9 protein-coding genes are annotated in these 11699 nt (G+C 62.1%); 3 read left to right on the top strand and 6 right to left on the bottom strand.

All coding sequences use genetic code 11. From position 1 onward, the window contains the following. Positions 1-55 precede the first annotated feature (55 nt). Entirely contained in the window at positions 56-1393 is a 1338-nt protein-coding gene (locus HF027_RS09490; RefSeq protein WP_168015078.1) for a deoxyguanosinetriphosphate triphosphohydrolase, read from the top strand. Between the two features lie 30 nt (positions 1394-1423). On the opposite strand, the gene HF027_RS09485 is transcribed toward HF027_RS09490, so the two are convergent. After that, the gene (locus HF027_RS09485) at positions 1424-2242 is read right to left on the bottom strand and encodes an ATP-grasp domain-containing protein (protein WP_168015076.1); all 819 of its coding nucleotides are present in this window, start codon (positions 2240-2242) and stop codon (positions 1424-1426) included. Between the two features lie 164 nt (positions 2243-2406). Between HF027_RS09485 and HF027_RS09480 the strand changes: the two genes are divergently transcribed. Beyond that, positions 2407-3273 carry a ribonuclease T2 family protein gene (locus HF027_RS09480; RefSeq protein ID WP_245184631.1) on the top strand — a complete coding sequence of 289 codons (867 nt, stop codon included), beginning with the start codon at positions 2407-2409 and terminating at the stop codon, positions 3271-3273. A gap of 73 nt (positions 3274-3346) precedes the next feature. Here HF027_RS09480 and HF027_RS09475 read toward each other — a convergent pair whose 3' ends face one another. From HF027_RS09475 to HF027_RS09455, 5 genes are all read right to left on the bottom strand, one after another. After that, positions 3347-3757, bottom strand: coding sequence for a hypothetical protein (locus HF027_RS09475; RefSeq protein ID WP_168015074.1), 411 nt, complete (start codon positions 3755-3757; stop codon positions 3347-3349). Beyond that, positions 3747-5003 carry a poly-beta-1,6-N-acetyl-D-glucosamine synthase gene (pgaC, locus tag HF027_RS09470; protein ID WP_168015072.1) on the bottom strand — a complete coding sequence of 419 codons (1257 nt, stop codon included), beginning with the start codon at positions 5001-5003 and terminating at the stop codon, positions 3747-3749. The genes HF027_RS09475 and pgaC overlap by 11 nt, the downstream gene beginning before the upstream one ends. Continuing rightward, complete coding sequence (pgaB, locus tag HF027_RS09465) at positions 5000-6973, bottom strand: poly-beta-1,6-N-acetyl-D-glucosamine N-deacetylase PgaB (RefSeq protein WP_168015070.1); 1974 nt, start codon at positions 6971-6973, stop codon at positions 5000-5002. The genes pgaC and pgaB overlap by 4 nt, the downstream gene beginning before the upstream one ends. Then, the gene (gene pgaA / locus HF027_RS09460; RefSeq protein ID WP_168015068.1) at positions 6970-9393 is read right to left on the bottom strand and encodes a poly-beta-1,6 N-acetyl-D-glucosamine export porin PgaA; all 2424 of its coding nucleotides are present in this window, start codon (positions 9391-9393) and stop codon (positions 6970-6972) included. Before pgaA ends, pgaB begins: the two co-directional genes overlap by 4 nt. A gap of 374 nt (positions 9394-9767) precedes the next feature. Continuing rightward, positions 9768-10679 carry a nuclease-related domain-containing protein gene (locus HF027_RS09455; protein WP_168015066.1) on the bottom strand — a complete coding sequence of 304 codons (912 nt, stop codon included), beginning with the start codon at positions 10677-10679 and terminating at the stop codon, positions 9768-9770. A gap of 135 nt (positions 10680-10814) precedes the next feature. Between HF027_RS09455 and HF027_RS09450 the strand changes: the two genes are divergently transcribed. Continuing rightward, complete coding sequence (locus HF027_RS09450; RefSeq protein WP_168015064.1) at positions 10815-11687, top strand: NAD-dependent protein deacetylase; 873 nt, start codon at positions 10815-10817, stop codon at positions 11685-11687. The last annotated feature ends 12 nt before the right edge of the window (positions 11688-11699 follow it).

The raw sequence follows: 11699 nt of genomic DNA, 5'->3' as shown, positions 1-11699 counted from the left end.
CTGGCCGGGTGGCAAGGGGGGTGCCAGAATGGAACCCCTGACCTGAGGAGGCGCCATGACGCTGATGCACTGGGAACACCTGCTGGACCCGCACCGGCTCAACGACAAGCCCCGCGCGCTCCGCGAGGAGCTGGGCCGCAGCCCGTTTCACAAGGACCATGACCGGATCGTCTTCGCCGGTTCCTTCCGACGCCTGGGGCGCAAGACCCAGGTGCACCCGCTGACCGATAATGACCATATTCATACCCGTCTGACGCATTCGATGGAGGTCGGCTGCGTGGGCAGAAGCCTGGGCATGATCGTCGGTGAGGGGCTGCGCGAGCGGCTGCCCGACTGGATTACCCCCGCCGACCTTGGCGTGATCGTGCAGGCGGCATGTCTGGGTCACGACATTGGCAATCCGCCCTTCGGGCACGCTGGCGAGTATGCTATACGCGACTGGTTCAAGCGCGCCGAGGCCGATGGCCTTGGCTATCTCGAGGAATTATCACCGCTTCAGCGCCGCGACCTGCTGACCTACGAGGGCAACGCCCAGGGGTTTCGCATCGTCACCCAGATCGAGTACAACCAGTTCAACGGCGGCATGCGCCTGACCGGGGCCACGCTTGGCACCCTGCTCAAGTATCCCTGGACGGTGGAACACGGCGGTACGGCCGGCAAGTTTGGCTGCTATCAGTCCGAGCGCGAGCAGCTTGCCGAAGTGGCGCGCCGGCTCGGGCTCAAGCAGCGCGATGACTGGGCCTGGTGTCGCCATCCGCTGGCCTATCTGGTCGAGGCCGCCGATGACATCTGCTATGCGTTGCTGGATCTCGAGGATGGCCTGGAAATGGGCATCCTGCGCTTCGATGAAGTCGCCGATATCCTGATCCAGATCGCCGGCGGTGAGCCGGAGGACTACCACGCCATGACCGAGCAGGGCGTGTCCCAGCGGCGTCGCATTGCCGTGCTGCGTGGCGCTGCCATGGAGCGGGCGGTCAATGATGTCGGTGCGGTCTTCGTTCAGCATGAACAGGCGATGCTTGCCGGTACGCTCAACGATGACTTGCTGGAACTCTGCCACCCGGACCTTGGCTGGGGGGTCAGCGCCGCCAAACAGCTGGCTCGCGAACGCATCTTCCAGAACGAGCGCAAGGCCAAGCTGGAGATCGGCGCCTACACCACCCTGGGCATCCTGCTCGAGGCCTTTATCGGCGCTGCCTACGAGCTGTATACCACCGGGCATTCAAGCTTCAAGCATCAGCGGGTGCTGGCGCTGATCGGCGAGAATACCCCGCGGACGTCCTGGAGCCTCTACGACAGCTACCGGCGGATGCTCGACTTTATTGGCGGCATGACCGATCACTATGCGGTCGATCTGGCGCAGGAGATGGGTGGGCGCCTGAAGGGCGATTGATCCTCGTGCAGCCGCCGGCGGAGGTGACGCTCAGGCGGTAAGCTGGAGCGGCGGCTCGCCGTCCGGATCGCGCTCTGGATCAACATCATGGCCAAGTCCCAGCACGCGCCGGATAGCATGGCCGATGCGCTTGCTGCTGTCGGCGATGCCCTGGTTGCCAAACAATCGGTTGAACTCGAACACATAGGGATGGCCGTCGACCATGGCGATGTCGAAGCCGGCATGGTCGATGTCGAGTTCCCGGGCCAGGCGCAGCGCCAGGGCGATAGCCGCCTCGGGGATATCATCATGCTCGACACGTCCGCCCTGGCTGACGTTGGCGCGGTAGCCGCCCAGTGGCGTGACCCGCCAGTAGGCGGTGAGCACCTCGCCGCCGACCACCACGATACGCAGGTCACGGTCGATGGGCAGGCGCTTTTGGGCATAGAGAACCGGTTCTTCCTCGATATGCGCGTCCAGCGCCTCGCGGCAGTCGATCAGGCTGATGCCTTCGCCCATCGAGCTCTTGATGCGCTTGGCGATAAAGGGATAGCCAAAGCGTGCTTCTACCCGGTCCAGCGAGGCACGCGAGGTGCCGAGAATCTCGGTCGGCGGGACATGGTCCGGGCAAATCGCCATGAAGGCACGGGTCTGTTCGACCTTGTTATGCCCCAGATGATAGCTGGCAAGGCTCGGGAAGATACGTGCCTTGAGTCCATAGACCAGGGTGTGTACCTGCCAGTAGGCCGGGAACAATAGCCAGTCGGCCGCCTGGATTTCTTCGAGATGATCGTACATGCGCTCGGGCTTGATATAGCGGACGCCAGCCAGGCCCAGGGTGCGAAAGACGTCGAACGTGATTATCTTCATTAGGGAATTTTCGTTAACTCCTGCGAAAGGCGCGGATTATTATCCGAGTTGTCAGGTTCTGGCAAGTGTTATTGATCTGCTCTGACAGGACCCTTGTGACCTTGCTGACGCCGATCACCCTTTCGCCCTTAAACCGTGCTACCTGCCTGGATCAAGGAGAGATCATGTCTCGCTTTCTGCGCTGGCCGATCAAGCGTGCGCTGACACGCTACGTGCTCGCCAATACGCTGTTCGTCTTGTGGCTTGGGTGTGTGATGAGCGGGGCGGCCGTTGCGCGGTCAGACACGGCAACGGCCGAGCCTGCCAAGGGGGCTGCCCTGGCTTCCCTTGCCACACACGCCGGTCCTGCGGATTTCGCGCATTACACCCTGGCGTTGACCTGGCATCCCGGTTTTTGCAGCACGCGTCGCCAGCCGCCCCGGGAGTGCCGTGATGCGTCACTGGCGAAAGGCGCAGCGGATGGCTTCGTGCTGCACGGCCTGTGGCCCTCCCTGCCGGCGCGCTTCGCCGCCGAAGGCGTGAGGCGTGAGCAGTGGTGGCGCCAGGGCTGCTTCATCGAATCGCCGCGAGCCAGTGGCAGCTTCTGTCGTGCTCATCCTCCGTTTGATTTGCCCGATACGCTTGAGCAATCGCTCGAGCGCGCCATGCCGGGACGCGCGAGTTGTCTTGATCGCTATCAGTTCGCCAAGCATGCAGCCTGCCTGTCGCTGCCGGTCGATGCCTACTTCGCCGCCGCCGTGGCACTGCGTGACAAGGTGAATAGCAGTGCCTTCGGGGCTTTCGTCAATCATCATCGTGGTGGTGATGTCGGGCGCAATGCGCTGATTGCGGCCTTCGAGGCCGCCTTTGGCGAGGGCACGGGGCGGGCATTGCGGCTTGAGTGTGGCGGGCGGGGTAATCGGCGTCTCACCGAGATACGCATCGGCATCGCCACCGAGCATCTGGCGATCTTTCCTTCCGAGGAGAGCCTGGTGTCGCTGGGACGCGGTAGGTGTGCGACGCGGGTCCAGATACAGGCTGAAGGTGCTTGAGCCAACCGGCGGGCGGCCTTTATCAGGGCGTGTGCTTGTGGCGTGGCGAACCCGCCCTTGTGCCATCGAGGCGCTAGGTAAGGATGTCAGTCAGGAAGATGATGGTGACAAACCAGCCGCTGCGACAGGACAGAAGATGCGGATAGGTGCGCTGGACCAAGCGCCTGGGAAGCCCGGCAGGTTGGGCATCCGGACATTGCATCACGCCCTTTGGTTGTTTGCGAGCGCGCAGAGATTCATAGAGCACCCAGCCGTGCAGCATGATGAAGACGACGGCGAAGTTGATGGCAAGCAGCTTCAGCGCATGCAACAGGTAGACATGCTGAAGGGCGAGCGCCTCATCGGTCATCAGCAGGATGCTCTGTCCGATCACCGCGCCCCACAAGCCCAGGGTGGCCGTGACCAGCAAGGCATCACGCAGGCGGAAGACAAGGCCCCGGCGTCGTGGGTTGCGGATGACGACGGGGTGCAGTTTACGAGTCACGGAACACCTCTCCTCGGTCAGGGCTTCGCCAGATGGCGGGCTGACCGCGACGTCGCCGCATTGCCTTGGGCACGGCTAATACGACCGTGGATAGGTTCAACAGCCAGTAGGCGAAGGGATACCAGATACACCAGAACAGGCAGTCACGCATGTTGTTGTCATAGCGGCTGTCGATCAGGAAGCTCACGGCAAACTGGCAAAGACACAGGATCAGCATCGGCCCAGCCGCCATCGTCAGGAGGGCACTCGGCAAGCCTTCCCCAGAAAGCGCCAGTGTCTGGTGCATGAGCCAGAAGATCATCAGGCCCAACAGGCTGTAGCACCAGGTCACACTCAGCAGGTACTCGGCTAGCAGTGGCCAGAAACGGCGATTGCGCCAGGTGAAGGCAGATGTGGCATAGCGCAGGAAGGCTTCGGCACCCCCCTGTGCCCATCGTAGCCGCTGACGGAAAAGGCCCCGCAGCGTTTCGGGCATCAGCACCCAGCACAGCGCATGAGGCTCGTAGCGGACCTGCCAGCCGTTGAGCTGTAGCTTCCAACTGATGTCGATGTCTTCGGTGATCATGTCGGTGCTCCAGCCGCCGACATCTTCGACGGCGCGTCGCCGAAACGCGCAAATGACGCCCGAGATGGTGAACACCATGCCGTAGATGCGCTGGGCGCGCTTGATCAAGCCAATGATCGAGGAGAATTCGCCGGTCTGTATCTTGCCGATGGCGGTGGAGCGCGTGCGTACGCGAGGGTTGCCGGTGACGGCACCGACGCGATCACCGGCGATAAAGTGCGCCACCATCCAGCCCACGGCATCGTAGTCGAGTACGGCATCGCCATCGATGCCGACAATGATGTCGCCGCTGGCCTGTGAAAGACCATGATTCATGGCGCTGGCCTTGCCCTGGTTGGCCTGGTGCAGGACCTTGAGACGCGTGTGGCGCCTGGCGAGAGCATCCAGCCGAGCCCCTGTGTCATCCTGGCTGCCATCGTTGATGGCAACGATCTCCAGGTTGCGATAATTCTGACGCAGCAGGTGAGCAAGTGTCTCTGAGATATTGGCGCCCTCATTGAAGCAGGGCACCAGAACACTCACGCGAGGGCCGCGCCGGGTCAGCAGCTCGCGGGGCGGCGCGGGCTGTCTGATCTCCCAATGGAAGTAATAATAGAGGCCGCCACTGATCCAGATGGTCGCCATCAGGCAGGGGTAGACAAGGGTGAAGAGAGTCAGCAGCTCCATGGGGGACAGGTTCATGTGCCATCTCCCAAATGGTTGGCCAGCGAAAACTCACGTCGTAGCGTCGACTCCGGCGGATGATCGTTGAGGAAGTCATCAGGGTAATAGCCATAGTGCTTGATGCCTGCCTGGCGCAGGATCTGCATCCAGCGGGCGAGCGTGCTGCCGGCTATCGGTGTCTGGTAGCGCCAGTCGCGGGCTTGCAGTTCGAAGACCAGACGCTCGGCAGGCACTCGTGCCAGTGCCGTGTGTGCCAGTTCTTCAAGCCATGCCTCGGCGTCCTTGGCTTGTTCCATATAGGGCATGGCCATGACCGCAGTGAAGTCATAGGCGGCAGCAATGGCCTCGAGATCCTGCGCGAACCAGGCCTCGCTTTCAGGGTTGAGCACGACAGGTGCATAGATGTTGCGTGATGTCCTGAATGCCCGGTTGTCTTCGTGGCGGTAATGATTGGCCGCCTCGGTGAGCTCATGGGTCAGATCGATCAGGAAGTCGGTCTTGAGCTGTGACCAACGCTCAAGCTCGGCATTGTTTTCGCGCCAGTCCGCGATATCGCCCTCAAGGCCCCACTGCTGTCGGTACCAGGCCATGGCGGCGGGGCTGCTGTCCTCGAAGTCGTTGAGGGTGGCATCGTCGTGGAACAGCAGTCCGTCGAACTTGGTCATGCGCCCCAGATCCTCGTAGATCTCCCGGAGGATCTGACGATTGGCAGGCACGAAGGGGGATAGGCGCCGGTAGGCCTCCGGGTTGGGGCCTGCCAGACGGGAATCGCTGACATAGCGCCCCGACTCGCCCAGGTCAAAGGCCATGACCGGCATCCAGGCGTAGACGGCCACATTAGCGCGCTTCTTGAGTTGCCAGGCGACGCGGTTGAAAAGGTCGGCCTGCATGGACAGATGGCGGTTGGGGAAGTACAGCGCCTCGGCTACCCCATCACCATTGCCGTCGGCGAAAGCCTGCAGGTAGACGGTGCTGACATGCAGGGAACTGATCCGTTCGATCAGGACATCGAGGTTTCGGTTCTGCTGAGCAAGGTCCGGGTCATAAATGTAATCCAGATCGACATGCACGATGCGTTGGTCGGTACGCGACCAGATGCGGTCACTCAGCATTTCTTCCAGGGTTTCAAGCGTCGTTTCCTGATCGACCAGGAAGCGCCCCATGTCTCGGGTGCCTTCCGCGAGCTGATTGACATGTGACCACAGGTTGAATGTATGTGGCATGCCGGCTTGTGAGGAAAGCGTCAGGGCTGCCCGGTTATAGCCGCCATAGGGCCAGACCATGATCCGTGGCGGGGTGCCGAGCTCGGCCTGAAGGCGTTCGCTGGAGCGCTTGAGGTCAGCGCCTACCCGCGCCAGATAGTCAGCTTCGCTCTCGTAACCGGTGGCCGACCAGATGCTGGTCGTCGCGGCCGGCTGCTCATTGCCAAAGGGATTGCCGATGGCGCCGTAGTGCAGGTCATCACTGTGAGAGGCTACCTCGACCAGCGGTGAACGATGGAGCTCACGCAACTGATCCCAGGACATGAATCGCTCGCGTGGCACCCGGTCGTCACCATAAGGCACCCGGCGTGTCGCGGGGATATCCAGCCAGCCGGTCACAACCGCCGTGATGGCGGGAAAGTTATAAAGCTGAAGCAAGGGATAGACGGTGTCGTGGAAACTTCGATAACCATCGTCGAAGCTGAGCAGTACGGCCTTGTCCGGCAGCGTCCGGCGGCCGGCTTTTGCATCGAGAATCGCCTGGAAGCTGACCGGCTGGTAGCCCAGCTCCACCATCAGGTTGAAATGCTGAATCAAGCGGTTACGCGTGATGGTCTGAGGGTAGATCTTCAGGTTCGGGGTGGCATCCAGATCCACGACATCGTGATAGCTGATGACGCTGAAACTACCGGGCGCGCGAGATGCCTGAGCCACCGAGGGCAGGCCAAGCAGGGTGGCGAGTGTGAGGCAGGTGACCAGTCTGCAGAAGGTGCGCAGTGGGCTCATAAGAACCTCCACTCGAGACCGGCGGTCACGCGATTGGTGTACTCGGGCGAACCATCGTAGACATTCTTCATGCGGATGACGCCATAGCGGAACCGCAGCACAGGGGCGAGCAGCCATTCATGGCCGTAACCGATAAGCCAGGTGGCATCGCTGCCGAAGGTGTCTTGCCAGTAGCTGCCAGCCCCGATTTGCAGGCTCTGCAGGAAGGCTTGCCGATAGCCCAGGGGCGTTTGATGGCTGACCGTCAGCTGAGCATTTCCACTGGCATCCCTGCGCGGGTTGAAGTAGCTCGCCTCGATGTCGTCATTGCGCGACCCCGCCAGTGACAGGCTGCCGTCCAGTTGCCAGGCGTCATAGTCATAAAGCGTTTCACGCCAGCTGGCACTGAGCGCTTGGCGCAGGTTGCCGTCTTCCAGGTCCATCAGGCCCAGAGACAGGCTCCCTTCCCCGGCTTCGTCGCGGCGGTAGCGTGCCTCGAGTTGGTAGAGGTCGGCGTAGATGTCGTCACGCAGTGCCCGCAGCGGTGTCTCGGCGGCATTGATGGCGATGCGCACCCCTGCCGCCCACTGATCATTGAAGGCATAGTCGAGTTGTCCCCATGCCAGGACATTCTCGTTGAGCTGTGCGCCCTCGCCGATGGCCAGCGACAGGGTGGCGGGGTAGAGGTTGAATTCATAACCGGCGCTGGTATAGGCCGCATAAAGGCCCTCACCTGCATAGTCGCCATAAAGGCCAATGCGCTCGGCGAAGAAGCGTGACCCGGCCGCATTGCGTGGCGCTTCCAGGCGCGTCCTGTAGGTCCAGTCACGAGAGCTTTGCAAGCCGCTGCCCTGGGCCTCGGATTGCTCGGCTTCAGCGATTACCCCGCCTGCGCGCAGCTCGCGGTGATCCCGGGTCAGGCCTTCGAGTCCGACGCTGGGTGGGTCCTCCGCCTGATGCGTCTTGATGGTGGCAACGGTATCCCGCCATTGGTCGCGTTCGAGTCGTGCACTCAAAATGCCATAGCGGGCAAAGCGCCCTTCGCTGGGTGAACTCAGGCCCTGGGCTCGCTGATAGTTCGCTTCCGCTTCGCGCGGCCAGCCTCGCCATCTGGCGATATCTCCCCTCAGCCGCCAGAGGCTGGCGTTGCCTGGGGCACGGTCAATCAGTACGTCGACCTGCTCCATGGCACTTTCAAGGTCGCCTCGCCAGGCGGTGAGCAGGACGTCAAGCTGCTGAACGCGGTCATAGTTGGGGTTGGGGATGCGCTGGGTGCCTGTAAAGTTCCAGCGAGTCGGCTCTTCCTGGCGCTTCCAGTTATCAAGCACCTGCTCGGCGCGCGTGAAGTTCTGGGCATCGGAGTAGGCATAGATCAGGGATTCGAGCAGCGGATCCTCGGGGTCTTGCGCCATGTCGGGATGGGTCAACACCAGGTCCTGATAGATCACGGCGGCGGCTTCCGGGCGACCGAGACCCAAGAGGGCATCGGCCCTGGCCTTTTTCACATAGGCGGGCAGCTGGCCATGGCGAGAGGCGAGATCTGTCGACAGTGCCTCGGCCTCTGCGAATCGACGCAGCAGGGCCAGGGCGGCGACCTTGTCGTATTCGGCACGTCGCACCAGGCTTGGGTCCGCGTCCTCGGTGTCGATGATTCGGCTGAGATTGGCAAGCCCCGCCTCGGCGCGGTGAATCTCGCTTGTGTTTTTCGCCAAGCGCAGATCGGCGGCGGCGGCATAGTAATCCAGCCAGAGCCGATCGGTGCCGGTGAAGGCGTCGGGGTAACGCTCGAGCAGTCGTGATGCCGCTCGGGTGGCGCCAAGCGTCAGCGACAGACGATACAGCGCCTGTACTTCCGCTTCGTTGCGGGGTTGCTGTTCGACCAGCAGTTGACGGTTCTGAATCTCGGACAGTGAGTCATCACTGCGCGCGGCCATATACGCGCGCGCTTCCAGCCAGTCGTCGGTTCGGCCAAAGCGCTCCTCGTAGCGGGAGAGTGCCATGCTGGCCGAGGAATAGAAGCCCTGATCGATACTCGTCAGTGCCAGGCCCAGCCAGCCCTGGCTTTGATCCGGGTCGCGCAGCAGCAGTGTCTGATAGAAGGCGAGCGCCTCAGGGAGGTCGCCCTGACGACGGGCGGCGGCGCCGAGGGCTTCAAGACTCACTGCCGAATAGTCATCGAGTGAGCAGTCGGGACAGGTGTCCAGTGCCGCCTGGTCTCGCCCTGCGCGAAGGCGCAGAGCAATCAGGTCGTCTCTTACCTTGGCATCGGCGGTCGCTTCATAGAGCGCGCTCAGGCCTTTTATCGCCCGATCAAGCTCGCCTTCACGGGCCATGACCACCCAGGCTTCACGCCGGGCATCAACGTCGCCTGTTGCTGCCGATGCCAAAGGAGCCAGCCCGGCGCAATATAGGCACAGGGATACCCATATCACCTTCTTCATCATCCACTCCTCTGCGTTCAAGAAAAAGAGGCGGGCATCAGCGAGGCTGCCACCAGGATGCGCTGCTCTCTGAAGCTACCTTATAGTTATTTTTTGTAATACAACGTTCTTTATGTGTTACAGGTTAGAGGAGTTGTAAGCGCGAGGCCTAGCTGACTTTTGCTCATTTAAGGCAGGCTTTTTCTAAGGCTGGCGGGCTGGTGAAAGGCTTAGATGGCTGATGCGGGAGGTGTTGACGAATATCAGCGCCCAGGAGGCGGGTTGGCCATGGAGGCCCCCGCCAGCGACGGTGAAGACGTGAGGAAGAGGCGACAGCGAGGAGCGTTTGGAAAGCGCTGTTGAAAAGCGTTATTGGCAAGCGATATTGGCAAGCGCTATAGAGAGGGGCCTGCCATATGAGCGGGCAGTAGATGGGTGCCACGGCGCATCAGCGCCTGGTTGATGTGCTCATGAAGCTCATCCGGTAGCGGCGCGAGTCGGGTCTGGGCGATCAGGTCGGCGAGGTGGTCGCCGTCGACCACCTGGATATCTACAGGGGCCTCGCGGCTTTCTATGTTCCAGCCGGGCAGGGCGAGAATACCGACTACTGGCACCTCGGTGCCGCATTCACGGCTCAGCCATTGGCGCAGCCAGGCCGTTGCCTGGCGGGTCTTTTGCAAGGGTTTGCGCTCGTTCCAGCCGGGAAAACGTAACCGATTAGGTTCTACGGCTACCTGTGACTGCGGCACACCGCGCGCATCCAATGGCTGAATTCGCGAGCGGGTCTCGATCACGAACACCCCGTGGGGTGTGACGGCTACGTGATCGATGGTGTAGGTATCGGCAGGGATATCGTGGAAAATGAAAAAGGGATGGGTCTCTGGTCGCACCAGACGTTGCAGCTCCTGACCCACGGCCAGCTCACAGGCAAGTCCCAGTTTTAGGCGCCGAATACGCTGGAAGTCACGGATCAAACGCAGACAGCAGATCAGCACCAGCGCCGTGCTGAGCCCCCCGTAAAGCGACCACTCCAGCCAGTTCTGGCGTTCGGCAAAAAGCATTCGTCCCATGCCATAGACCATCGGCGCGAGTACCACGATCGGGCCTAGGGCGCCATCCAGAAACAGGCCCGCGAAGGCGTTGTCGAGCCGGTCACGAAGCGCCTGGCCGGGGCCGCGCAGGGGAAGGGCGTCGAAAGGGGAGCTCACGCGCGCGTCGTGCAGATTGCGCAGCGCCACCACGATGACCGCCATGGCTGCCAACGGGAACAGGAAGATCAGGGGTAGCAGGTATTCCAGCCAGGCCATCAAGGCCTCCTTGCCCGAAGGGATACGAGGGATTCATTCTAGAGGGCCGCGGGAGTCGAGACCACGCCCAAGACGCATAGTGGCGACGGCGGTTCCTATCCATCTGGTCGCCCCCACCAAGAGTAGAGAGAGGCCATGCATCCGTCATCTAGCTCACGTGCTGATACCGATCACTCTATTGTTGATGACGTCGATGTTGACGCTCTCGTCGCCTTTGTACGCGCTCATCCAAGGCTCGTCGTGCTGACTGGCGCCGGGGTCAGCACCGAGAGCGGCATTCCCGATTACCGTGATGCCGCCGGCGACTGGAAGCGCCCGCCGCCCATGCAGCACCAGCGCTTCATGCAAAGCCATGCCTCTCGCCAGCGTTACTGGGCCCGGGCGCTGGTCGGCTTCAAAGCGCTCAGCGAGGCGCGTCCGGGGCCGGCACATCTTGCTCTTGCCCGGCTTGAGGCGCTGGGCCATGTGCATACCCTGATCACCCAGAACGTCGATGGCCTGCACCAGCGTGCCGGCAATCGGCGCGTCATCGACCTGCATGGCCGGGCTGAGCTTGTTCGTTGCATGAGTTGCCAGGCGTTGCGCATGCGCCACGATCTGCATGCCGAACTCGAGGCCAGTAATCCTCACTGGCTTGAGCTTGACGCCGTGGCCGGGCCGGATGGCGATGCCGACCTTGAGGTCGACTTCTCGGACTTTCGAGTGCCGTCCTGCGGACGCTGTGGCCGTGGCGTGCTCAAGCCGGACGTGGTGTTCTTCGGAGACAGCGTGCCGGCGGCCCGGGTCGAGGCGGCGCTTGCTGCCGTGAGTGATGCCGATGCACTGCTGGTCGTTGGCTCGTCGCTGATGGTCTATTCGGGCTATCGTTTCGCCCGGGTCGCGGCCAGGGGCGGCACGCCCATCGCCTGTCTCAACCTTGGCCGTACGCGGGCGGACGATCTCTTCACCTTAAAACTTGAAAAGCCGATTGGAGCTTCGCTTTCCGCGCTGGTCGCGGCGCTGAGCTAGCGAAAGCCCTGG

The organism is Halomonas salinarum (assembly GCF_012062845.1).
GTDB lineage: Bacteria > Pseudomonadota > Gammaproteobacteria > Pseudomonadales > Halomonadaceae > Onishia > Onishia salinarum.
The sequence above is the reverse complement of the archived record's forward strand: the minus strand, read 5'-3'. Positions and strand labels throughout refer to the sequence as shown.

What these genes read in the sequence shown, in the direction of transcription:
- HF027_RS09490 (WP_168015078.1), top strand. Translation starts at nt 56, where the DNA reads ATGACGCTGATGCACTGGGAACACCTGCTGGACCCGCACCGGCTCAAC.
- HF027_RS09485 (WP_168015076.1), bottom strand. Translation starts at nt 2,242, where the DNA reads ATGAAGATAATCACGTTCGACGTCTTTCGCACCCTGGGCCTGGCTGGC.
- HF027_RS09480 (WP_245184631.1), top strand. Translation starts at nt 2,407, where the DNA reads ATGTCTCGCTTTCTGCGCTGGCCGATCAAGCGTGCGCTGACACGCTAC.
- pgaC (WP_168015072.1), bottom strand. Translation starts at nt 5,003, where the DNA reads ATGAACCTGTCCCCCATGGAGCTGCTGACTCTCTTCACCCTTGTCTAC.
- pgaB (WP_168015070.1), bottom strand. Translation starts at nt 6,973, where the DNA reads ATGAGCCCACTGCGCACCTTCTGCAGACTGGTCACCTGCCTCACACTC.
- pgaA (WP_168015068.1), bottom strand. Translation starts at nt 9,393, where the DNA reads ATGAAGAAGGTGATATGGGTATCCCTGTGCCTATATTGCGCCGGGCTG.
- HF027_RS09455 (WP_168015066.1), bottom strand. Translation starts at nt 10,679, where the DNA reads ATGGCCTGGCTGGAATACCTGCTACCCCTGATCTTCCTGTTCCCGTTG.
- HF027_RS09450 (WP_168015064.1), top strand. Translation starts at nt 10,815, where the DNA reads ATGCATCCGTCATCTAGCTCACGTGCTGATACCGATCACTCTATTGTT.